Annotated in this window: 14 protein-coding genes and 1 tRNA gene; 8 read left to right on the forward strand and 7 right to left on the reverse strand. The window is 66.1% G+C overall.

Annotated elements, in window-relative coordinates; translation table 11 throughout:
* Positions 1 to 40 precede the first annotated feature (40 nt).
* Positions 41 to 1,570: a nitrogen regulation protein NR(I) gene (ntrC, locus tag WS66_RS18570; RefSeq protein ID WP_059608423.1), complete on the forward strand. Its 1,530-nt coding sequence runs from the start codon at positions 41 to 43 to the stop codon at positions 1,568 to 1,570.
* 79 nt (positions 1,571 to 1,649) lie between these two features.
* Complete coding sequence (locus WS66_RS18575; RefSeq protein ID WP_059608422.1) at positions 1,650 to 3,776, forward strand: prolyl oligopeptidase family serine peptidase; 2,127 nt, start codon at positions 1,650 to 1,652, stop codon at positions 3,774 to 3,776.
* A 26-nt stretch (positions 3,777 to 3,802) separates the two neighbouring features.
* Here the strand turns inward: WS66_RS18575 and xth are convergent, their stop codons facing one another.
* Complete coding sequence (xth, locus tag WS66_RS18580) at positions 3,803 to 4,579, reverse strand: exodeoxyribonuclease III (RefSeq protein WP_203249536.1); 777 nt, start codon at positions 4,577 to 4,579, stop codon at positions 3,803 to 3,805.
* A gap of 181 nt (positions 4,580 to 4,760) precedes the next feature.
* Here xth and WS66_RS18585 point away from each other — a divergent pair.
* Positions 4,761 to 4,837 (forward strand) — tRNA-Met (locus WS66_RS18585).
* 82 nt (positions 4,838 to 4,919) lie between these two features.
* On the opposite strand, the gene WS66_RS18590 is transcribed toward WS66_RS18585, so the two are convergent.
* Positions 4,920 to 5,612 (reverse strand): aspartate/glutamate racemase family protein, encoded by a 693-nt coding sequence (locus tag WS66_RS18590; protein ID WP_059608420.1) that lies wholly within the window; start codon positions 5,610 to 5,612, stop codon positions 4,920 to 4,922.
* A 166-nt stretch (positions 5,613 to 5,778) separates the two neighbouring features.
* On the opposite strand from WS66_RS18590, the gene dinB reads away from it, so the two are divergent.
* Positions 5,779 to 6,984, forward strand: coding sequence for a DNA polymerase IV (gene dinB, locus WS66_RS18595; protein ID WP_059608419.1), 1,206 nt, complete (start codon positions 5,779 to 5,781; stop codon positions 6,982 to 6,984).
* A 63-nt stretch (positions 6,985 to 7,047) separates the two neighbouring features.
* On the opposite strand, the gene WS66_RS18600 is transcribed toward dinB, so the two are convergent.
* The 4 genes from WS66_RS18600 to fixL all read right to left on the reverse strand — a co-directional run bounded on the left by WS66_RS18600 (position 7,048) and on the right by fixL (position 13,642).
* Positions 7,048 to 9,135 (reverse strand): M3 family metallopeptidase, encoded by a 2,088-nt coding sequence (locus tag WS66_RS18600; protein WP_059608418.1) that lies wholly within the window; start codon positions 9,133 to 9,135, stop codon positions 7,048 to 7,050.
* A 254-nt stretch (positions 9,136 to 9,389) separates the two neighbouring features.
* Entirely contained in the window at positions 9,390 to 10,247 is an 858-nt protein-coding gene (folD, locus tag WS66_RS18605) for a bifunctional methylenetetrahydrofolate dehydrogenase/methenyltetrahydrofolate cyclohydrolase FolD (RefSeq protein WP_059608417.1), read from the reverse strand.
* Between the two features lie 243 nt (positions 10,248 to 10,490).
* Complete coding sequence (fixJ, locus tag WS66_RS18610) at positions 10,491 to 11,129, reverse strand: oxygen response regulator transcription factor FixJ (RefSeq protein ID WP_006493245.1); 639 nt, start codon at positions 11,127 to 11,129, stop codon at positions 10,491 to 10,493.
* A complete protein-coding gene (fixL, locus tag WS66_RS18615; RefSeq protein ID WP_059608416.1) occupies positions 11,126 to 13,642 on the reverse strand; it encodes an oxygen sensor histidine kinase FixL in 2,517 nt (838 codons plus the stop codon). Before fixL ends, fixJ begins: the two co-directional genes overlap by 4 nt.
* Positions 13,643 to 13,915: 273 nt before the next feature.
* Between fixL and aceE the strand changes: the two genes are divergently transcribed.
* The 3 genes from aceE to lpdA all read left to right on the forward strand — a co-directional run bounded on the left by aceE (position 13,916) and on the right by lpdA (position 20,371).
* Complete coding sequence (gene aceE, locus WS66_RS18620; protein WP_059608415.1) at positions 13,916 to 16,612, forward strand: pyruvate dehydrogenase (acetyl-transferring), homodimeric type; 2,697 nt, start codon at positions 13,916 to 13,918, stop codon at positions 16,610 to 16,612.
* 70 nt (positions 16,613 to 16,682) lie between these two features.
* Positions 16,683 to 18,329 carry a dihydrolipoyllysine-residue acetyltransferase gene (gene aceF, locus WS66_RS18625; RefSeq protein WP_059608414.1) on the forward strand — a complete coding sequence of 549 codons (1,647 nt, stop codon included), beginning with the start codon at positions 16,683 to 16,685 and terminating at the stop codon, positions 18,327 to 18,329.
* A gap of 272 nt (positions 18,330 to 18,601) precedes the next feature.
* Positions 18,602 to 20,371 (forward strand): dihydrolipoyl dehydrogenase, encoded by a 1,770-nt coding sequence (gene lpdA / locus WS66_RS18635; RefSeq protein WP_059608413.1) that lies wholly within the window; start codon positions 18,602 to 18,604, stop codon positions 20,369 to 20,371.
* Positions 20,372 to 20,578: 207 nt separating this feature from the next.
* Here lpdA and WS66_RS18640 read toward each other — a convergent pair whose 3' ends face one another.
* Complete coding sequence (locus WS66_RS18640; protein WP_059608412.1) at positions 20,579 to 21,145, reverse strand: phasin family protein; 567 nt, start codon at positions 21,143 to 21,145, stop codon at positions 20,579 to 20,581.
* Between the two features lie 654 nt (positions 21,146 to 21,799).
* Between WS66_RS18640 and pbpG the strand changes: the two genes are divergently transcribed.
* On the forward strand, positions 21,800 to 22,948 hold the full coding sequence (pbpG, locus tag WS66_RS18645) for a D-alanyl-D-alanine endopeptidase (protein WP_059608411.1): 1,149 nt from the start codon (positions 21,800 to 21,802) through the stop codon (positions 22,946 to 22,948).
* The last annotated feature ends 58 nt before the right edge of the window (positions 22,949 to 23,006 follow it).

Consider the following 23,006-nt stretch of genomic DNA (forward strand, 5'->3'; position numbering starts at 1 on the left):
GCATGGCGATTCACCGGATTCACCCATACCTGACCGACCTATGAAGCCGATCTGGATAGTAGACGACGACCAATCGATCCGCTGGGTGCTCGAAAAGGCACTCGCCCGCGACAGCTTCGCGACGAAGAGCTTCGCGAACGTGCGCGACGCGCTGGCCGCGCTCGACCACGAGACGCCGCAGGTGCTCGTGTCCGACATCCGGATGCCGGGCGGCTCCGGCCTCGAGTTGTTGCAGGCGATGCACGAGCGCTTGCCGGGCCTGCCCGTCATCATCATGACGGCGTTCTCCGATCTCGACAGCGCCGTCGCGGCGTTCCAGGGCGGCGCGTTCGAATATCTCGCGAAGCCGTTCGACGTCGACAAGGCCGTCGAGCTGATTCGCCGCGCGGTCGAGGAGAGCCTGCGCGGCGGTGCGCCGCAGGACGAGCGCATCGCCGAGGCGCCCGAGATGCTCGGCCAGGCACCCGCGATGCAGGACATGTTTCGCGCGATCGGCCGCCTGTCGCATTCGGCCGCAACCGTGCTGATCACCGGCGAATCGGGCACCGGCAAGGAACTCGTCGCGCGGGCGCTGCACCGTCACAGCCCGCGGGCGAACGGCCCGTTCATCGCGCTGAACACCGCGGCGATTCCGAAGGACCTGCTGGAGTCCGAACTGTTCGGCCATGAGCGCGGCGCGTTCACCGGCGCGCAGACGACGCGCCAGGGCCGCTTCGAGCAGGCCGAGAACGGCACGCTGTTCCTCGACGAAATCGGCGACATGCCGTTCGATCTGCAGACTCGCCTGTTGCGCGTGCTGTCGGACGGCCAGTTCTATCGGGTCGGCGGCCACAACCCGCTGCGCGCGAACGTGCGCGTGATCGCCGCGACGCATCAGAATCTGGAGGCGCGCGTGCGGCAGGGGCTGTTCCGCGAGGACCTTTACCACCGGCTCAACGTGATTCGGCTGCGGCTGCCGCCGCTACGCGAGCGCAGCGAGGACATCGCGCTCCTCACGCGCCACTTCCTGCAGAAGAGCGCACGCGATCTCGGCGTCGAGCCGAAGCGCGTGTCGGACGAAGCGCTCGCGTATCTGACGTCGTTGCCGTTTCCCGGCAATGTGCGGCAGCTCGAGAACCTCGCGAACTGGCTGACCGTGATGGCGCCGGCGCAGACGGTCGAGATCAAGGACTTGCCGCCCGACCTCGTGCCGGCAGGCGCAACGGTGACCGCGATGGCCGATGGCGCGGATGCGCCCGGCGGCGTGAGCGGCGGCGTTGCGGGCGACGCGGCGCGCGCGCAGCTGGCGGCGGGTGGCGTGCCGTTGACGGCGGCGCCCGTCGCGGCCGCACCGAACGGTGCGCCGGCCGGCTATCCGATGTGGGAAAGCGGGCTGCGCACCGAAGTCGCGCGGCTGCTGCGCGAGAATTCGGCCGACGTGATGGACGAGCTCGCGCGCCGTTTCGAGGCGGCCGTGATTCGCGAGGCGCTCGACTTCACGCGCGGCCGCAAGGTCGAGGCGGCGGAGCGGCTCGGCATCGGCCGCAACACCATCACGCGCAAGATCCAGGAACTGCATCTGGAGCCGTAAGCTTCTGTCGCGGCATGCGCGGGTGTCGCGCATGCCGCGATCGGACATAATCGCGGTTTGCCGTCAGGTGCGTTCCGTCATGTCCGATTCCTTCCGCTGGCCCGCCGGGGCCGATCCCTTCCGTTTTCTCGAAGCGCTCGACAGCAAGCGCGCCCGCGCGTGGGTCGACGAGCAGAACGCGCGCACGCGTCTCGCGCTGCGCGACGACGATGCGTATCGCGCGCTCACCGCGCGGCTCGCGCAAGCGTATCTGCCGCGCGAACGCCCGGTGATTCCGACCCGCTGGCGCGACTGGGCGTACGACCTGTGGCAGGACGATCTCCATCCGAAGGGACTGTGGCGCCGCGCGCGCTGGGACGACTGGCGCGCCGGCCGGCCCGAGTGGGAAACGCTCCTCGACGTCGACGCGCTCGGCGCGCAAGAGGGCGAGTCGTGGGTGTTCGAGCAGGACGCAATCCTGTATCCCGACGGTGACCGCGCGCTGCTGTCGCTGTCGCCGGGCGGTGCCGACGCCGTCGTCGTGCGCGAGTTCGATCTCGTGCAGCGTCGTTTCGTCGACGGCGGTTTCACGATCGACGAGCCGGGGCATCACACGGTCGGCTGGATCGACCGCGATACCGTCTACGTGAGCTGGGATCGCGGCGAAGCCCATGCGACCGCGGCCGGCTATCCGTACGAAGCGCGCCGCTGGGTACGCGGCACGCCGCTCGCCGATGCGCCGGTCGTGTTTCGCGGCGAGCCCGACGACATCAGCGCCGGCGCGTGGTTCGACCCGATCGATGGCCGTCACGTCGCGTGGCGCAGCGTGGATTTCTTCGACGCACACGCGTACTGGCTGACCGACGCGGGCGAGTGGGCGCGCTACGACGTGCCGACGCATGTCGAGGTCGGCTTCTGGGAAGGCTGGCTCGTGCTGGAGCCGCGGCTCGACTGGGACTGCGGCGGCGTGCATCACGCGGGCGGCTCGCTGCTCGCGATCCGCGAGCAGGCGTTCCTGGCAGGGTCGCGCGAGCTCACGACGCTGTTCGCGCCGCGGCCGTCGACGTCCGCCTGCACGTGGACGCACACGCGCACGATGCTGATCGCGAGCTGGCTCGACGACGTGCACAACCGCACGATGCTGTGGCAGCCGCGCCAGGGCGAGGACGGCGCATGGACGTGGGACGCGCGGCCGTTCGACTGGCCGGGCGATGCGCAGATCGACGTCGAGTCGGTCGAGTCGACGCTGAACGACGACGTGTACGTGGACGTCGATACCTATCTCGATCCGCCCGAATGCTGGCTCGCCGACCTGGCCGATCGCGCGGCCGATGCGCCGTCGCGCCGCGTGCTGCTCGATCGGCCGCCGGTGCGGTTCGATGCGGCCGGGCTCGTCGTGCGTCGCGCGAATGCCCGTTCGCGCGACGGCACGGTGGTGCCGTACACGCTGATCGGGCCGCGTGACGCGCTCGATGCGCGCGATGCGCCGGATCGCGCCGACGGCAGCGCCCGCGTCGCGCGCCCGTGCCTGCTGTCAGGCTATGGCGGCTTCGCGATTCCGAACCTGCCCGGCTACAGCGATGCACTCGGCATTGCGTGGCTCGAACGCGGCGGTGTCGCGGCGTTCGCGCACATCCGTGGTGGCGGCGAATTCGGGCCGGGCTGGCACGTCGACGCGCAGCGCGAACATCGGCAGCGCTCGTTCGACGACTTCATCGCGGTGGCCGAGGACCTGATCCGCACGGGCGTGACGACGGCCGCGCAACTCGGCATCGAGGGCGGCAGCAACGGCGGGCTGCTGGTGGGCGCCTGCATGGTGCAGCGTCCGGAACTGTTCGGCGCGGTGCTGTGCCGCGTGCCGCTGCTCGACATGCGGCGCTATCCGAAACTGCACGCGGGCGCCGCGTGGCTCGACGAGTATGGCGATCCGGACGATTCGCGCGAGGGTGCGGCGCTCGCCGCGTACTCGCCGTATCACCGCGTGCGCGAAGGTGTCGTGTATCCGCCGCTGCTGCTGACGACGTCGACGCGCGACGACCGCGTGCATCCGGCGCATGCGCGCAAGATGGCCGCGCGCATGCATGCGCTCGGCCACGAACGGGTGTGGTACTGGGAGAACACCGACGGCGGCCACGGCAGCGCCGACGATCTGGAGCGCGCCGAATCGGATGCGGCGGAGTTCGGTTTCCTATGGGCCCATCTCGGGCCCGCGCCCGCGCGCGATTGAGCGCGCGCGTGAGAGTGGGCAGGGGCTCAGCCGACGATCGCGACGACGGGTGTGTGGTCGGACGGCTGGTCCCACGTGCGCGGCACGCGGTCGACTTCGCACGACGTGCAGGTGGCGGCGAGCGCCGGCGACAGCAGGACGTGGTCGATGCGCAGCCCCGCGTTGCGGCGGAACGCGAACATCCGGTAGTCCCACCACGTGAAGGTCTTCTCCGGCTGTTCGAAGCGGCGGAACGCATCGACGAAGCCGAGCTCGATCAGCTTCGCGAAGTGCGCGCGCTCCTGCGGCGACACGAGGTTCTGGCCTTCCCATTTCGCCGGGTCGTGCACGTCGCGGTCTTCGGGCGCGATGTTGTAGTCGCCGAGCAGCGCGAGCTTCGGGTAGCGCTGCATCTCGGTGGCCAGCCACGCATGCAGCGCGTCGAGCCACTGCATCTTGTAGACGAACTTGTCGGAGTCGGGTGCCTGGCCGTTCGGGAAATAGGCGGACACGATGCGCACACCGTCGACCGTCACGGCGATCACGCGCTGCTGCGGATCGTCGAAGCCGGGGATGTTGCGCACGACGTCCGATTCGTCGACGGCGAGCGTGTCGCGCACGAGGATCGCGACGCCGTTGTAGGTCTTCTGGCCCGCGAACCAGCTGCGGTAGCCGGCAGCCTCGAGATCGGCGCGCGGATACTTCTCGTCGGGCAGCTTCAGTTCCTGCAGGCACAGCACGTCGGTTCCGCTTTGCGCGAGCCAGTCGAGCACGTGCTGCTTGCGGACGTTGAGCGAGTTGACGTTCCAGGTGGCGATTTTCATGAACGGGAATGCGTGCGGGGTGAATGCGAAGGCCGCCATCTTACCGCGAGCAAGGGGCGCGAACGCGCGCGACACGCGACGCGAAGCAGGGGCGATGCATCGCGTGATCGACGACCTGCAAAGAAATTGTGACAAAAGTGTTGACGTGAGTACTTCATCACCCTATAATTTATTTCTCTGACGCGGGGTGGAGCAGTCTGGCAGCTCGTCGGGCTCATAACCCGAAGGTCGTAGGTTCAAATCCTACCCCCGCAACCAAGCACACCAGACGATGTGCAGCGCAAGTGACCGATGCGCGCTTCGTCGACAGGAACCCGGCCTCGTGCCGGGTTTTTTGTTTTCAGCCCGCCGCCCACTCGACCGCCGCCTTCGCATGCAGCGCGGTCGTATCAAACACCGGCAGCGGCGAATCGTCTGCGCCGATCAGCAGCGTGATTTCCGTACAGCCGAGTATCACCGCCTGCGCGCCGCGTTTCGCCAGTTCGTCGATGATCGCTACGTAGGTCGCGCGCGACTCGGCATCGATGACGCCATGACACAGCTCGTCGTAGATGATCCGGTGCACGTCGCTACGCGCGGATTCGTCCGGCACCAGCACGTCGAGGCCGAATTTGTCGCGCAGACGCTCCGTATAGAACGGCAGTTCCATCGTGTAGCGCGTGCCGAGCAGCGCGACGCGCTCGACGCCCGCTGCTCGCAGTGCGGTGCCGGTCGGATCGGCGATGTGCAGGAATGGCAGCGCCACCGCAGCCTCGATCGCGTCGTGCACGCGGTGCATCGTGTTGGTCGTCAGCACGACGAGATCGGCGCCGGCCGCTTCGAGCCGGCGCGCGGCATCGGCCATCCGTTCACCGAGCGCGGCCCAGTCCTGCGCGCGCTGCAATGCTTCGATCTCCGCGAAATCCACCGTGACCAGCACGCTCTTCGCATTGTGATGGCCGCCGTGCAGCGCCTTCGAATGGCGATTGATCATCCGGTAGTACTCCGCCGACGATTCCCAGCTCATCCCGCCGATCAGTCCGATCGTCTTCATCCGTCACCCGTGCGTTTCTTGAACTGTGGCAGACGAGTATAGGGGGCGGTCCTTGCGCGCGGCGGTACGATCCGCGCGAAGCGGACCGGTACGGTGCCGCCGGAACGTGCCGGAACTGCGCGGAGGCGACCGAACGCGACATCACGCGACAGTTGAAACGGGCACTGTGTTTTTGTACAGTATTGGCACCGTGAATCCGACCATCATCCCGCCTGCCGATCCGCGCGTACCGCCACCCGGCGGCGCACCGTCACGCGTGCGCAAGATCATCCATTGCGACTGCGACTGCTTTTACGCGTCGGTCGAGATGCGCGACGACCCGTCGCTGCGCAACCGGCCGCTCGCGGTCGGCGGCCGGCCCGACCAGCGCGGCGTGATCGCGACCTGCAACTACGAGGCGCGGCGCTATGGCGTGCATTCGGCGATGTCGTCGGCGCTGGCGATGCGCAAGTGCCCGGACCTGCTGATCCTGCCGTCCGCGATGGACAAGTACCGCGCGGCGTCGCGGCAGATCATGGCGATCTATCGCGACTACACGCGTGACGTCGAGCCGCTGTCGCTCGACGAGGCGTACCTCGACGTCAGCGGTTCCGAACTGTGCCAGGGCAGCGCGACGCTGATTGCACGGGAGATTCGCCGGCGCGTGTACGACACGGTCGGCGTGACGGTGTCGGCGGGCGTCGCGCCGAACAAGTTCATCGCGAAGATCGCGTCCGACTGGAACAAGCCCGACGGCCTGTTCGTCGTGCGTCCGCATGAGGTCGACGCATTCGTCGCGGCGTTGCCGGTGCGCAAGCTGCACGGCGTCGGGCAGGTGACGGCCACGCGGCTCGACCGGCTCGGCATCCAGACCTGCGCTCAGCTGCGCGACTGGTCGCTGATCGATCTGCATCGCGAGTTTGGCGCATTCGGCCGGCGGCTGTATCAGCTCGCGCGCGGAATCGACGAGCGGCCCGTGCAGGCCGACCAGGAGCGCAAGTCGGTCAGCGTCGAGACGACCTACGTGACCGACCTGACGACGCTCGAGCAATGCGCGGACGAGATTCGTCGCCTGGTCGTGCAGCTCGACGCGCGGATCGCGCGCGCGGGCGCGGCCCGCACGATCCGCAAGCTGTACGTGAAGATCCGATTCGCGGATTTCCAGCGCACGACGGTCGAGTGCGTGGCCGACGCGACGAATGCGCAGACGGCCGTCACGCTGCTCGCGAAGGGGCTGCAGCGGCGCGCGCAGGCCGTGCGGCTGCTCGGCGTCGGCGTGCGCATCGACGAGGACACGGCCGAGCGTCACGGGCAGTTTTCGCTGTTCGACGACGAGGCCGACCTCAACACCGACAACACGGACGAAGCAGGCGGCGAAACGCCGGCACCATGATGAAAAAAGGCACCGCCGAAGCGGTGCCTTTCGATGCAGGCGGACGAGCCGGGCAGGGCATGCTCAGTGCGCGGGGGAAGCCATCCCGTTGTGGCGCAGCAGCGCGTCGATTTCCGGCTCGCGGCCGCGGAACGCCTTGAACGAATCCATCGCCGGCCGGCTGCCGCCGACTTCGAGGATCTCGCGGCGATAGCGCGTGCCGGTCGCCGCGTCGAGCACGCTGCCGCTCGCGGCAGCCGCTTCCTCGAACGCCGCGTACGCGTCGGCCGACAGCACCTCGGCCCACTTGTAGCTGTAATAGCCGGCCGCATAGCCGCCCGCGAAGATGTGGCTGAACGTGTTCGGCCAGCGCGAGAACGCCGCCTGCGGAATCACGTGGTAACGCTCGTTGATCTCGCGCGCGAACGCGTTCACGCCGGTCGTGCCGGCCGGGTCGAAGTCGACGTGCAGCAGCATGTCAAACATCGAGAACACGATCTGGCGGAGCGTGCCGAGACCGCTCTGGAAGTTCTTCGCGGCGATCATCTTGTCGAACAGCTCGCGCGGCAGCGCGGCGCCCGTATCGACGTGCGACGACATCGACGACAGCACGTCCCATTCCCAGCAGAAGTTTTCCATGAACTGCGACGGCAATTCGACCGCATCCCATTCGACGCCGTTGATGCCCGACACGCCGAGTTCGTCGACGCGCGTGAGCATGTGATGCAGCCCGTGGCCGAATTCATGGAACAGCGTGATGACTTCGTCGTGCGTGAAGCATGCAGGCTTGCCGCCGACCGGCGCCGAGAAATTGCAGGTCAGGTACGCGACCGGCGTCTGCACGGCGTTGCCGCGCTTCGCGCGCGCACGCGCATCGTCCATCCACGCGCCGCCGCGCTTGCCTTCGCGTGCATACAGGTCGAGATAGAACTGCGCGACGAGCGAGCCGTCGCGGTTCTCCACGCGGAAGAAGCGCACGTCCTTGTGCCACACCGGTGCGTCGTCCGGCTTGATCCGCACGCCGAACAGCGTTTCGGTGACCGTGAACAGGCCCTTCAGCACGGCCGGTTCCGGGAAGTACTGCTTGACCTCGTTTTCCGAGAACGCGTAGCGCTGCTGGCGCAGCCGCTCGGCCGAGAACGCGACGTCCCACGGCGCGAGCTCGGCCAGACCGAGTTCCTTCGCGGCGAACGCGCGCAGTTCGTCCCAGTCCTTGTCAGCGTGCGGTCGCGCGCGCGTCGCGAGATCCTCGAGGAACGCGATCACCTGCTGTGGCGATTCGGCCATCTTCGGCGCGAGCGACACTTCGGCGAAGTTGCGGTAGCCGAGCATCTGCGCTTCTTCGCGGCGCAGCTTCAGTTCGTCGGCGACGATCGCCGTGTTGTCCCACTCGGCCTTGCCGCCGCCGTACTGCGGGCCGAGTTCCGATGCGCGGGTTGCATACGCGCGGTACAGCGTCTCGCGCATCGCGCGGTTCTCGGCGTACTGCAGTACCGGGAAGTAGGACGGGAAGTGCAGCGTGAACTTCCAGCCTTCCTTGCCTTCCTTCTGCGCGGCTTCGCGGGCCGCTTCGATCGCGTCGCCCGGCAGGCCGGCCAGCTCGGCTTCGTCGTGCGCGAAATACGCATACGCGTTGGTTGCGTCGAGCACGTGGTCGGAGAACGCCTTCGACAGCGCGGCCTGCTGCTCCTGCAGTTCCGCGAAGCGCGGCTTCTGGTCCTCGGGCAACTCGGCGCCCGACAGGCGGAAATCGCGCAGCGCGTTGTCGAGGATCTTCTTGCGCTCGGCGGACAGCGTCGCGTATTCGGCGCTCGCGGCGATCGCCTTGTACTTCTCGTACAGCGCGAGATTCTGGCCGACGCTCGACCAGAACTCGGTTACGCGCGGCAGGTTTTCGCCGTAGGCGGCGCGCAGCTCCGGCGTATCGGCGACCGCGTTCAGGTGGCCGACGACGCCCCATGCACGCCCGAGCGGCTCCGTCGCCTGCTCGACCGTCTCGACGATCGCGGCCCATGTCGCCGGCGTCGCTGGCGCGCTCGCGGTGTCGACCGCGCGGTTGGCGGCATCGAGCAGCGTGTCGAGCGCGGGCGTCACGTGTTCCGGACGAATCTCGCCGAAGCGGGGCAGGCCGGAAAAATCGAGGAGCGGATTGGTGTTGGCGCTGGCGGACATTAAGACTCCCTGTCTGTTGCCGGATGAACCGGGGTGAAAAGGGTGAGGCGCGATGCGGCGGCGCCCGATACCGACATTATTGGGGCGCATCGCGCGCTTTCCAATCGTTAGTTTCTAACGACGCGATTGGATGCGCTCGGTACGGGGTCGGATACGGGGGAATTCAGTGCGACGGCGCGGCCACGGCGGGCGACCGGCGAGACGCCGGCGCGCGAATGCGCGCCGGCTGGGCGGGCAGAGCAATCGGGCGGCGCTCAGGCGGCCGCGGCAGCGCGCTCGGCGGCTTCGATCGTGTTGATCAGCAGCATCGTGATGGTCATCGGGCCGACACCGCCCGGCACCGGCGTGATGTGACCGGCAACTTCCCTCACACCGGCGAAGTCGACGTCGCCACACAGCTTGCCCGCATCGTCGCGGTTCATGCCGACGTCGATCACGGTCGCGCCGGGCTTGACCATGTCGGCGGTCAGGATGTTGCGCTTGCCGACCGCGGCGACCACGACGTCGGCCTGGCGCGTGTGCGCGGCGAGGTCGCGCGTCTTGCTGTGGCAGATCGTCACGGTCGCGCCGGCTTCGAGCAGCAGCATCGCCATCGGCTTGCCGACGATGTTCGAGCGGCCGATCACGACCGCGTTCGCGCCCTGCAGCGGGATGTCATGCGCCTCGAACATCTTCATCACGCCGTACGGCGTGCACGGGCGGAACAGCGGCTTGCCCGTCATCAGCGCGCCGGCGTTCGCGACGTGGAAGCCGTCGACGTCCTTCTCCGGCGCGATCGCCTCGATCACCTTGTGGCTGTCGATGTGTTTCGGTAGCGGCAGCTGGACCAGGATGCCGTGGATCTTCGGGTCGCGGTTCAGTTCGTCGATGCGCGCGAGCAGGTCGGCTTCCGACAGGGTGTCCGGGTACGCATCCTTCTGCGAGAAGAAACCGTTGTCCTCGCACGCCTTGATCTTGTTGCGCACGTAGACTTCGCTCGCGGGGTTCGCGCCGACGAGGATCACCGCGAGACCAGGCTGGTGGCCGCGTGCGGTCAGGGCGGCGGCGCGTTCGGCGGCCTGTGCGCGCAAGGTCTTCGAAAGGGCGTTGCCGTCGATGAGGAGGGCTGTCATGGTGGTGGTTTTGCCGGGAAGTTGGAATGCGGGCGTGCGGCGCACGAAACGCCGCAGCAAAGCACGCAATTATACCGGTCGCCTGCCGTCGTCCGACAGCGAATACAAGGAAAGCGTCACGGCGGCAGTGCCGACGCCCCGGGAGGCGGCGCCGGGCACGTGCCGTGCGAGCGGGCCGCATCGCGCGGCGCAGTCGTGCGGTGGTGCGGCCGGCGGGGCAGGTGCCCCGCGACCGCGCAACGTTCAGGCCTGCTTCTTCGACAGGGCGAGGCGCAGCAGGTCGGCGACCGTATTGACGTTGAGCTTTTCCATGATGTTCGCGCGGTGAGCTTCGACCGTCTTGATGCTGATCCCGAGATCGTCGGCGATCTGCTTGTTCAGCCGGCCGGCGATGATCCGCTCGAGCACCTGCTGCTCGCGCGCGGTCAGCTTCGACAGACGCTCGCTCGCAGCGCGCTGTTCCTGGACGCTCTTGCTTTCGCTTCGGGCCTTGTCGAGCATCCGCTCGACGAGCTTGCGCAGCTCGGCCTCGTCGAACGGTTTCTCGATAAAGTCCATCGCACCCTTTTTCATCGTCGACACCGCCATCGGCACGTCGCCGTGGCCCGTGACGAAGATGATCGGCAGCGCGGCGTTGTCCGCGATCAGGCGCTCCTGCAACTCGAGACCGCTCATGCCCGACATCCGCACGTCGAGGATCAGGCAGGCGATCTGGCCGGCCTGCTGCGCCGGCTGATAGGCATCGAGGAACTGCTCCGCGCTCGAGAAGCATTGCACGCGATAGCCGTTCGCCTCCAGCAGCCAGCGCAGCGAGTCCCGTACGGCTTCGTCGTCGTCGACGACGAAGACAGTTTCCTGAGTGGTGGTGACAGGGCTATTCATAGTTCTCCCGTAACGGTATGTGATGCCGATACCTCGCGCCCCCCTTGGCCGAGATCAGCGGGTTCCCCAATGGGCAGGCTGCAGTGGAACGTCGCGCCGGAAATGCGGCCATCCGGCTCGACGTTGTTGACCACCCACAGACGCCCCCGATGCGATTCGATGATCGAACGGCAGATGTTCAGCCCCATGCCCATGCCATCGGACTTGGTGCTGTAAAACGGTTCGAACAGGCGCTCGGCGGTCGCTTCGTCGACGCCCGGGCCCTGGTCGATCACGCGGATGTCGACGAAACCCGCGTCGATGTCGGCGACCACGCGGATCACGCCGTCCGCCGACGCCGGCTTCACGTCGGCCATCGCCTCGGCCGCGTTCTTCAGCAGGTTCATCAGCACCTGCTCGATCAGCACGGGGTCGACATAAATAATAGGCATTCTTGCGAGGATTTCCGTGACGATCCGGATTCTGCGCTTCCTGGCCTCGATTTCGGCGAGCCCGACGGCGTCGGCGACGATGTCCGCGACGCGCGCCGGCTGGCGCTTCGGCTCGCTGCGCTTCACGAATTCGCGGATCCGCTTGACGATCATCCCCGCGCGCAGCGCCTGCTGTGCGGTCTTTTCCAGCGCGGGCTGCAGCGTCTCGGGCGTGCCGCGGCCGCTCTTGACGAGCGCGAGCGTGCCCGAGCAGTAGTTGTTGATCGCGGCGAGCGGCTGATTCAATTCGTGTGCAATCGACGACGCCATTTCACCCATCGTCATCAATCGGCTCGTGAACTGCAGCTTCTCTTCCTGCTGGTGCGCGAGTTCCTGCGCCTTCTTGCGGGTCGTGATGTCGGTCGCGATCTGCATCTGCGCGAGGTGGCCGTCCACCCACTGGATGTACTGGCGGCGCACCTCGAACCACTTCTGGATGCTCTCGACGTACACCTCCTGCGCATCGGCCGTGCTGCTCGTCAGCGCGGCGGCCGGCAGGCCCGCGAACGCGTCGACCATGTCGATCGAGTCGGATGACGCCTGCGCGCGGTCGAAGCCGCCGCCGGACAGCTCGAGGTGGCCGTCCGGACGGATGCCGAACAGGTGGCGGTAGTAGCGGTTCGCGAACAGCAGCTCGGCTTCGTCGGCGGCGAGCACCGACACGGCGGCGTCGAGGCTTTCGAGCACCGTCGTGAAGCGCTCGTGCGCGGCCGCGAGTTCCTCGCGAGCGCGCTTCGGCTCGGTGATGTCGGTCATCGACGACATCCAGCCGGTCTGGCGGCCCGAGCTGTCGATCAGCGGCGACACGTAGAGGCGCGCATGGAACAGCGTGCCGTTCTTGCGCCGCACGCGCAACTCGAAGCCCGAGCTCGGCGCCTTGCCACGCAGGGTCATGTCGAGCTGGCGCTGCATTTCCGGGTAGGCGTCGCGCGGCCAGTACGGGAACGGCGCGACCTTGCCGACGAGGTCGGTTTCGTCCCAGCCCGTCATCCGGCAGAACGCGGGGTTCACGTGCGTGATGCGGCCGTGCATGTCGAGCACGCGCATGCCGATCAGCACCGAGTTTTCCATCGCGCGGCGGAAGAACGCTTCCGCGTACAGCGCCTGCTGCGCCTCGAAACGCTGGCGCGTGTGCTTCCACAGGCTCCAGAGGCTCCACAGCACGAAGCACGACAGTCCGGCGACGAGCCACACGAGCGTATTGTTGGTCAGGTTCGTGAGCTGCGGGAATGCGTACACGCGCACGGTGAGCCCCTGGCCGGGCGGATCGAGCGGCAGGTCGTAGTGGGAGTCGCGCGGCAGGCGCGGGCGCGTCGACGTGGACGACAGCTCGCGGTTGTTCGAGTCGGTGATCGAGATCTTGTACTTCGACGACAGCTCCTGCGGGATGTCGTGCTTCAGGATCCCTTCGACCGAGAACACCGCGGCGATCGAGCCGAGATATTCGCGGTCGCCGCGCATCACGGGCGTCTGCAGCGTGATGAAGCCGTTGCCGAAGTCGTCGTAGATCAGCGGCGAATAGGCCTGGCGGCGCGTGCTGCGCGCTTCGTCGTACGCGCCGCGCACGGCGTCCTCCATCTGCGCGTCGCCGGGCTTCGCGAGCCGCTGGCCGAGCAGCGGCGGGTGCACGGTCGGCCAGCGCTGCACGCCGGGCGCGGTGTACCAGTTCAGGTAGAGGATTTCCGGATGCGTCTGCATCACGTCCGCGACGGCCATCTGGAATGCATTCTGGTCGAGGCGGCCGGACGCGAGATCGCGCGACAGCGCCTGCAACTGCTCCTGCGCGCCCGTCATCGACAGGCGGATCTGCTGCTGCGCCCACGCGACGTTACGGAACAGGGTGTCTTCCTGCTGCTGCTGTTCGCGGCGATTGAGGCTCCATAGAATCAGGCTCATCACCACGAGGAACACGAGGATCGACAGCAGCGGCGTCAGCAAATAGGAGTTGGACCACCACGGTCCGTGGTGCCAGCGGGACGGCTGCGACTCCGCCGGCGGGCCCGACGGTCGCGCCGAGCGTGCGAAAAGCCGATCGGTCAACATGGCAGGATTGTAGCGCAGCGCAATACATGGAAAACCCATACCGGATATGTTGAACGGAAACGGATTTGTCCTTGCGGCGCGTGCCGGAGAGGCCCGAAGCGAGGGTGCAGCGCAGCAATATTCCGCATTGCGAGAAAAGATCTCATAATTCGAAAATTTTGTTGCGCGTGGTCGTACACGCTCATTACAATCCGTCGGAGCTTGCCCGCAGCCGGCCGCGTCGCGGCGTCTGCACAAGAGCGATCCTCACATTCCAGGACCCAGGAGACGAGAATGTCCGCTGTACCGAACGAAGTGATGAAATATGTCGCCGCCGATCGTGACGACGACCCGCAAGAAACCGTTGAATGGCTCGAGTCGCTCGACGGCGTGATCTCCTCCGTGGGCACTGGCCGCGCGCACTACCTGATCGAAAAGCAGATCGAATTCGCCCGCATGCACGGCGAACACCTCCCGTTCTCTGCCAACACCCCGTACATCAACACGATCCCGGTCGAAGCCCAGGCGAAGATTCCTGGCGACCAGGATATCGAGCACCGCATCCGTTCGTACACGCGCTGGAATGCGCTGGCGATGGTGCTGCGCGCAGGCAAGGATACGAACGTCGGCGGTCACATCGCATCGTTCGCGTCGGCCGCGACGCTCTATGACGTCGGCTACAACCACTTCTGGCACGCGGCGTCCGACCAGCACGGCGGCGATCTCGTGTTCGTTCAGGGTCACTCGTCGCCGGGCGTGTATTCGCGCGCGTTCCTGCTCGGCCGCCTGAAGGAAGAGCAGCTCGACAACTTCCGCCAGGAAGTCGACGGCAACGGCATTTCGTCGTACCCGCACCCGTGGCTGATGCCGGACTTCTGGCAGTTCCCGACCGTGTCGATGGGTCTCGGCCCGATCATGGCGATCTACCAGGCGCGCTTCATGAAGTACCTGGAATCACGCGGCATCGCGAAGACCGCCGGCCGCAAGGTCTGGGCGTTCCTCGGCGACGGCGAGACGGACGAGCCGGAATCGCTCGGCGCGATCGGCATGGCGAGCCGCGAGAAGCTCGACAACCTCGTGTTCGTGATCAACTGCAACCTGCAGCGTCTCGATGGCCCGGTGCGCGGCAACGGCAAGATCATCCAGGAACTGGAATCGGAATTCCGCGGTGCCGGCTGGAACGTGATCAAGGTCATCTGGGGCAGCCGCTGGGATGCGCTGTTCGCACGCGACAAGACGGGCGCGCTGATGCGCCGCATGATGGAATGCGTCGACGGTGAATACCAGACGTACAAGTCGGAGTCGGGCGCGTACGTTCGCGAGCACTTCTTCAACTCGCCCGAGCTGAAGGCGCTGGTCGCCGACTGGTCGGACGACGACATCTGGGCGCTGAACCGCGGCGGCCACGATCCGCACAAGATCTACGCGGCGTTCCACGAAGCCAGCAACACGAAGGGCGCGCCGACCGTCATCCTCGCGAAGACCATCAAGGGCTACGGGATGGGCGAGTCGGGCCAGGCGATGAACATCACGCACCAGCAGAAGAAGCTGCCGGTCGAGCAACTGAAGAAGTTCCGTGACCAGTTCCGCCTGCCGATTACCGACGAGCAGATCGCCGACGTGCCGTACCTGAAGTTCGAGGAAGGCTCGAAGGAACTCGAATACATGCGCCAGAAGCGCATGGACCTCGGCGGCTACCTGCCGCACCGCCGCGAGAAGGCGACGTCGCTGCCGGTACCGGCGCTCGACGCATTCGAGCCGCTGCTGAAGGGCACGGGCGAAGGCCGCGAGATCTCGACGACGATGGCGTTCGTGCGGATCCTGAACATCCTGCTGAAGGACAAGGCGCTGGGCAAGCGCGTCGTGCCGATCGTCCCGGACGAATCGCGTACGTTCGGCATGGAAGGCCTGTTCCGCCAGATCGGTATCTGGAACCAGGAAGGCCAGAAGTACGTGCCGGAAGATTCCGACCAGCTGATGTTCTACAAGGAATCGGAAACCGGCCAGATCCTGCAGGAAGGCATCAACGAAGCGGGCGGCATGTGCGACTGGATCGCGGCGGCGACGTCGTATTCGACGCACGGCGAGATCATGGTGCCGTTCTACATCTTCTATTCGATGTTCGGCTTCCAGCGGATCGGCGACCTGGCATGGGCGGCGGGCGACATGCGCTCGCGCGGCTTCCTGCTCGGCGGCACCGCGGGCCGCACGACGCTGAACGGCGAAGGCCTGCAGCACGAAGACGGTCACTCGCTCCTGTGGGCGGCATCGGTGCCGAACTGCGTGAGCTACGACCCGACGTTCGGCTACGAACTCGCGGTGATCATCCAGGACGGTCTGCGCCGCATGGTGCAGGAACAGGAAGACGTGTACTACTACATCACGGTGATGAACGAGAACTACGAGCACCCGGCGATTCCGCAGGGCGAGTACGTGGCGGCCGACATCATCAAGGGTATGTACGCGTTCAAGAAGGCCGACGCCGACCAGAAGGCGCCGCGCGTGCAGCTGCTCGGCGCAGGCACGATCTTCAACGAAGTGATCGCTGCTGCCGACCTGCTGAAGAACGACTGGGGCGTCGCGGCCGACCTGTGGAGCGTGCCGAGCTTCACCGAACTCGCGCGTGAAGGCCACGAAGTCGAGCGCTGGAATCTGCTCCATCCGACCGAGGAGCGTCGCCTGTCGCACGTGCAGAAGTGCCTGAAGGACACGCAGGGTCCGGTCATCGCATCGACCGACTACGTGCGCGCGCTGGTCGACCAGATCCGCGGTCAGGTCGATCGCCGCTTCGTCGTGCTGGGCACGGACGGTTTCGGTCGTTCGGACACCCGCGAGAAGCTGCGTCACTTCTTCGAAGTCGACCGTCACTGGGTCACCGTCGCCGCGCTGAACGCGCTGGCCGACGAAGGCACGATCGAGCGCAAGGTGGTCGCGGATGCGATTGCCAAGTACAACCTCGATCCGTCGAAGCCCAACCCGATGACCGTTTAACGCACACGCGCCGTGTGATGCCGCGCGCCGCTTCCGGGAGGGGCGCGCGCGGCCATGGAGACACAAAAAGATGAGTCAAGCGATCGAAGTGAAGGTGCCGGATATCGGCGATTACAAGGACGTGCCCGTCATCGAGGTGCTCGTGAAGGTGGGCGACACGGTCGAGCCCGAGCAGTCGCTCGTCACGCTCGAATCGGACAAGGCGACGATGGACGTCCCGAGCCCGGCAGCCGGCACGGTCAAGGAAGTGAAGATCAAGGTGGGCGATTCCGTGTCGGAAGGCTCGTTGATCATCCTGCTCGAAGGCGGTGCCGCGGCGCAGGTGAACGGCGCGGCCGCACCGGCAGCAGCTCCCGCACAGGCGGCAGCGCCGGCACCGGCTGCAGCAGCGCCGGCTGCCGCACCCGCTGCTGCGGGTGGCACGCTCGAGGTGAAGGTACCCGACATCGGCGACTACAAGGACGTCCCGGTGATCGAGATCGGCGTGAAGGTCGGCGACACGGTCGAGAAGGAGCAATCGCTCGTCACGCTCGAATCGGACAAGGCGACGATGGACGTGCCGAGCCCGGCCGCCGGCGTCGTGAAGGAAATCAAGGTCAAGGTGGGCGATTCGGTGTCGGAAGGCACGCTGATCGTGCTGCTCGACGCCGCCGGCGCAGCGCCGCAAGCGAGCGCACCGGCACCGGCACCGGCACCGGCCGCTGCCGCGCCGGCGCCCGCCGCCGCACCGGCACCCGCGAAGGCTGCGCCGGCTCCGGCTGCTGCCGCGCCGGCCGCCGCACCGTCGGGCGAGTATCGCGCGAGCCACGCATCGCCGTCCGTGCGCAAGTTCGCGCGCGAACTCGGCGTCGAAGTCGCACGCGTGCAGGGTAGCGGTCCGAAGGGCCGTATCACGAAGGACGACATCACGGGCTTCGTGAAGGGCGTGATGACGGGCCAGCGCGCAGCGCCGGGCGCAGCAGCCGCGCCGGCAGGCGGCGGCGAGCTGAACCTGCTGCCGTGGCCGAAGGTCGACTTCTCGAAGTTCGGCCCGTTCGAGGCGAAGCCGCTGTCGCGCATCAAGAAGATCTCGGGCGCGAACCTGCATCGCAACTGGGTGATGATCCCGCACGTCACGAACAACGACGAAGCGGACATCACCGAGCTCGAAGCGCTGCGCGTGCAACTGAACAAGGAGCACGAGAAGGCCGGTGTGAAATTCACGATGCTCGCATTCGTGATCAAGGCGGTCGTCGCCGCGCTGAAGAAGTTCCCGACCTTCAACGCAAGCCTCGACGGCGACAACCTGGTGTTCAAGCAGTACTACCACATCGGTTTCGCCGCGGACACGCCGAACGGTCTCGTCGTGCCGGTGATCCGCGACGCGGACAAAAAGGGCCTCGTCGACATCGCGAAGGAAATGGCCGATCTGTCGAAGGCCGCGCGCGACGGCAAGCTCAAGCCGGACCAGATGCAGGGCGGCTGCTTCTCGATCTCGTCGCTCGGCGGGATCGGCGGCACCAACTTCACGCCGATCATCAACGCGCCGGAAGTCGCGATCCTCGGGTTGTCGCGCGGCCAGATGAAGCCGGTGTGGGACGGCAAGCAGTTCGTGCCGCGTCTGACGCTGCCGCTGTCGCTGTCGTATGACCATCGTGTCATCGATGGCGCGGAAGCCGCGCGGTTCAATGCGTATCTCGGTGCGTTGCTTGCCGATTTCCGTCGCATCATTCTTTGATGAGCGGGGAGTTTGCTCGCGGGGCGTGGGTTTTTTGTCGGTTATCCATGCCTCGTCGTTGAACTGGCTTTCTTGACGGTCTGCTAGCGTCGCCCCTGCGCGGGGCGGCGGTCACTTTTCTTTGTCTTCCAAAGAAAAGTAACCAAAAGAAAGGCGCGTCCTTGGGCGGACGGCAAAGGTGGTCCTGCCCATGTGCGCGTTCTCTCGCCAGGCCGTAGTTCTTCCGCGAGCAGCTCCCTCTCTGTCTGCAGCTAATCAAGAAGGGGACAGTAATGAGTCTCATCGAAGTCAAGGTTCCGGATATCGGCGATTTCAGCGGCGTCGATGTCATCGAAGTCAACGTGAAGCCGGGCGACGTGATCGAAAAAGAGCAAACGCTCATCACGCTCGAATCGGACAAAGCCTCCATGGAAGTGCCCAGCGACGTCGCCGGCACGGTCAAGGAAGTCAAGGTCAAGGCCGGCGAGAAAGTCTCGCAAGGCACGGTCATCGCCATCGTCGAAGCAACGGCCGGCGCCGCCGCCCCCGCGAAAGCAGCCGAACCCGCGAAGGCCGCAGCACCGGCCCCGGCCGCTGCACCCGCAGCCGCTCCTGCACCCGCGCCGCAAGCCGGCAGCTACGCAGGTGCCGCCGACATCGAGTGCGACATGCTCGTGCTCGGCGCCGGCCCCGGCGGCTACTCGGCCGCGTTCCGCTCAGCCGACCTCGGCATGAAGACGGTGCTGGTCGAACGCTACTCGACCCTCGGCGGCGTGTGCCTGAACGTCGGTTGCATCCCGTCGAAGGCGCTGCTGCACACGGCACTCGTCATCGACGAAGCCGCGGCGCTGGCGTCGCACGGCATCACGTTCGGCAAGCCGGAAGTGGATCTCGACAAGCTGCGCGACTTCAAGGGCGGCGTCGTCAAGAAGCTGACGACGGGCCTCGCCGGCATGGCGAAGGCGCGCAAGGTCGAAGTGGTCACGGGCGTCGGCGCATTCGTCGATCCGTATCACATGGAAGTACAGGGCGAAAACGGCAAGAAGGTCGTCAAGTTCAAGCAGGCGATCATCGCCGCCGGCTCGCAGGCAGTGAAGCTGCCGTTCATGCCGGAAGACCCGCGCGTCGTCGATTCGACGGGCGCGCTCGAACTGCGCCAGCTGCCCAAGCGCATGCTCGTGATCGGCGGCGGCATCATCGGCCTCGAAATGGCAACGGTGTACGCGACGCTCGGCGCCGAGATCGATGTGGTCGAAATGATGGACGGCCTGATGATGGGCGCGGACCGCGATCTCGTGAAGGTCTGGGAAAAGTACAACGCGAAGCGCTTCGGCAACGTGATGCTGAAGACCAAGACGGTCGGCGCGGAAGCGAAGGAAGACGGCATCTACGTCAAGTTCGAGGGCGAGAAGGCGCCGGCGGAAGCGCAGCGCTACGACCTCGTGCTCGTCGCGGTGGGCCGCAGCCCGAACGGCAAGAAGATCGGCGCCGACAAGGCCGGTGTCGCCGTCACGGATCGCGGCTTCATCGAAGTCGACAAGCAGATGCGCACGAACGTCCCGCACATCTTCGCGATCGGCGACGTCGTCGGTCAGCCGATGCTCGCGCACAAGGCCGTGCATGAAGGCCACGTCGCAGCGGAAGCCGCGCACGGCGAGAAGGCGTACTTCGATGCGCTGCAAATCCCGTCGGTGGCGTACACGGATCCGGAAGTGGCCTGGGCCGGCAAGACGGAAGACCAGTGCAAGGCCGAAGGCATCAAGTACGGCAAGGCCGTGTTCCCGTGGGCCGCATCGGGTCGCGCGATCGCGAACGGCCGCGACGAAGGCTTCACGAAGCTGATCTTCGACGAGGAAACCCATCGCGTGATCGGCGGCGGCATCGTCGGCCTGAACGCGGGCGACCTGATCAGCGAAGTGTGCCTCGCCGTCGAGATGGGCGCGGACGCGGAAGACATCGGCAAGACGATCCATCCGCACCCGACGCTCGGCGAATCGGTCGGCATGGCCGCCGAGCTGTACGAAGGCGTCTGCACGGACCTGCCGCCGCAACGCAAGAAGTAACGCGACCGGCATGGCCGGCCTTGTGTCGGCCTCGTGCCGGCCACGAAAAACGCCGCCGCCCGGGATATCCGGACGGCGGCGTTTTCTTTTGCCCGCAGCAGACGGCAAATGCACCACCGCAACGGCGACGACCGGATGCCCCGATGTTCCGACGCCGGAAACGAAAAAAGCCGCGCAGTGCGCGGCTTTTTCAGGAGCAGGGGACGCTTACGCGGCCGGCTTGCTCGAACGGCGCGATGCAGCAGCGCTCGCAGCCTTCGTCGCGACAGCGGCAGCCGCGTTGAAGTTCGTTTCGGCGATCTCGACGGCTTGCTTGGCAGCCTTCTGGACCGTTTCGTACGTCGTGTTCGCTGCGTTCAGTGCCGACTTCAGTGCGGCGACAGCCGTTTCCGAACCGGCCGGGGCGTTCTTCGCGACGTTGTCGACGAGTGCCTGGACCTTCTTGTTCTGCTCGTCGAATTGCGCTTCGGCAACCTTCGCGAACTCGGCTTGCGTCGACGAGGCGATTTCATACAGGTGACGGCTGTACGAGAGCACCTTTTCCGCGACCGGCTGCGACAGGCTCGCTTGCAGCGCGATCAGTTCCTGTGCGTCCTTCACCGACAGCAGGCGCTGCGCGTTTTCCTGGCTTTCCGCCAGCGACGACTTCACGACCTGCAGGTTGAGTTCGATCAGCTTTTCGACGCCTTCGAACGCCTTGGTCGTCAGACCGAACAGGCTTTCGAGGTTGGCTTTCTGTGCGGCGGCGATTTGCTCGGGGGTCAGCAAGGACATGTCAAGCTCCTGAAAAGCGATCGCGTCGATCGCAGGGGTAAGGGGCACTACGCTGGGGAACCTCGGAGCCGCGTGCTTTGTGCAACGCAGCAATGAGTCGTATTTTAGGGCAGAGAAAACGCTTGTCAAGTATTTTTTGTGCGTTGCACAATCGCGACAAATTATCGATAAAACAACGAGTTATCATGACGATTCGGAATCGGTTTCAGGCGTGTTCCCACATGGTGCGCACCTGGCTGGGGAAGGCGCGGCGCACAATGATCATGCACAGGTAAACCTGACAGGCATGTGGAACGTTATGCTTCTGCTCCTGTCGAAAAGCGCGCCGTTTCAATGCGCGTGCCGTGGCGACGTGCCGCCGCCGCGGTCGACACCGGTGCCGCTGGCACACCGAGCGCCGGATACGTACTTTCCCCGCTTTATTTCGTCGCCAAAGTGACGTTATCTCAATTAACCGCGTGGTAATCGGGAGACGGGTGCTGTCGGGCAGCGCATCTCATCAATTTTTTCGATGGGAGCGGGAGGGTTGATCGACTCGTCGTTGGTCAACTCTTACATTCCGGTTTAACGACGATCGGTAAGTGCCTAATATTGCTCTTTTTTTCAGCTTTAACTACACTTGCGGAAACTCCCGCCCGCTTTGTCCAGACCCCAATGAAAGCCGAATCGTTTTCACCGCGCAGATTGTTGCAGAGCATGACGCTCGGCACGGCTGTGTCGGTCGCCGTCGCCTTGCTGGCGACCGCTGCGTCCGTCGCACCCGCTGACGCCTTTGCCGCCACTGCGAAGACCCACCAGGCCGCCAAGAAAGCCGCTTCCACTTCCTCGGCGAAGAAGAAGACGGTGAAGGCCGCCTCCGCGAAATCCGCCAACGTCGCGGCCGATGCGCCGAAGGCCACGCGCAAGCGCGCGACGCTCGCGTCGAACGTACACGGCCACCGTGGTGCGGTGCGCAAGGTCGCGTTCCAGCCGCGTCGCCCGACGGTCGGCCAGGCATTCGGCCTGCACGACACGCCGGACGCGCTCGCGCTGCGCTCGAGCGTCGCGTACGTCGTCGACCAGAACACCGGCGAGCCGTTGTTCGACAAGAATTCGCACGCTGTCGTGCCGATCGCGTCGATCTCGAAGCTGATGACGGCGATGGTCGTGCTCGACTCGAAGTCGCCGATGACCGACCAGATCGAAGTCACCGACGAAGACCGCGACTACGAGAAAGGCACGGGCTCGCGCCTGTCGGTCGGCTCGGTCCTGTCGCGCGAGGACATGCTGCACATCGCGCTGATGGCGTCGGAAAACCGTGCCGCTGCCGCGCTGTCGCGCTACTACCCGGGCGGCCGTCCGGCGTTCATCGCCGCGATGAACGCGAAGGCGAAGTCGCTCGGCATGAACGACACGCACTTCGAGAATTCGACGGGCCTGTCGAGCTCGAACGTGTCGAGCGCGCGCGACCTCGTGAAGATGGTCAATGCGGCGTACCAGTACCCGATGATTCGCCAGTTCTCGACCGATCGCACGTACGAAGTCAATACGGGCAAGCGCAACCTGATCTACAACAGCACGAACGCGCTGATCCGCGGCAACGGCTCGTGGGACATCGGCCTGCAGAAAACGGGCTTCATCAACGAGGCCGGCGAATGTCTCGTGATGCAGGCGACTATCCACGGCCGGCCGATGGTGATGGTGTTGCTGGATTCGTTCGGCAAGTACTCGCGCTTCGCCGACGCGGCGCGCCTGCGCAACTGGCTCGACGCCGGCGGCGGCGAGCGCCTGACGGCGGCCAATACGGCGAACGGCGGTACCTGATCGCGCCACGGCGGTTCGCCGCCGTGCCGTCGCCGCAAACGAAAAGCCCCGCAATCGC

It is taken from the genome of Burkholderia sp. LA-2-3-30-S1-D2, from assembly GCF_001523915.2.
Lineage (GTDB): Bacteria > Pseudomonadota > Gammaproteobacteria > Burkholderiales > Burkholderiaceae > Burkholderia > Burkholderia diffusa.

What these genes read in the sequence shown, in the direction of transcription:
- aceE (WP_059608415.1), top strand. Translation starts at nt 13,916, where the DNA reads ATGTCCGCTGTACCGAACGAAGTGATGAAATATGTCGCCGCCGATCGT.
- fixJ (WP_006493245.1), bottom strand. Translation starts at nt 11,129, where the DNA reads ATGAATAGCCCTGTCACCACCACTCAGGAAACTGTCTTCGTCGTCGAC.
- lpdA (WP_059608413.1), top strand. Translation starts at nt 18,602, where the DNA reads ATGAGTCTCATCGAAGTCAAGGTTCCGGATATCGGCGATTTCAGCGGC.
- folD (WP_059608417.1), bottom strand. Translation starts at nt 10,247, where the DNA reads ATGACAGCCCTCCTCATCGACGGCAACGCCCTTTCGAAGACCTTGCGC.
- WS66_RS18600 (WP_059608418.1), bottom strand. Translation starts at nt 9,135, where the DNA reads ATGTCCGCCAGCGCCAACACCAATCCGCTCCTCGATTTTTCCGGCCTG.
- aceF (WP_059608414.1), top strand. Translation starts at nt 16,683, where the DNA reads ATGAGTCAAGCGATCGAAGTGAAGGTGCCGGATATCGGCGATTACAAG.
- fixL (WP_059608416.1), bottom strand. Translation starts at nt 13,642, where the DNA reads ATGTTGACCGATCGGCTTTTCGCACGCTCGGCGCGACCGTCGGGCCCG.
- WS66_RS18575 (WP_059608422.1), top strand. Translation starts at nt 1,650, where the DNA reads ATGTCCGATTCCTTCCGCTGGCCCGCCGGGGCCGATCCCTTCCGTTTT.
- WS66_RS18590 (WP_059608420.1), bottom strand. Translation starts at nt 5,612, where the DNA reads ATGAAGACGATCGGACTGATCGGCGGGATGAGCTGGGAATCGTCGGCG.
- WS66_RS18640 (WP_059608412.1), bottom strand. Translation starts at nt 21,145, where the DNA reads ATGTCCTTGCTGACCCCCGAGCAAATCGCCGCCGCACAGAAAGCCAAC.
- ntrC (WP_059608423.1), top strand. Translation starts at nt 41, where the DNA reads ATGAAGCCGATCTGGATAGTAGACGACGACCAATCGATCCGCTGGGTG.
- pbpG (WP_059608411.1), top strand. Translation starts at nt 21,800, where the DNA reads ATGAAAGCCGAATCGTTTTCACCGCGCAGATTGTTGCAGAGCATGACG.
- xth (WP_203249536.1), bottom strand. Translation starts at nt 4,579, where the DNA reads ATGAAAATCGCCACCTGGAACGTCAACTCGCTCAACGTCCGCAAGCAG.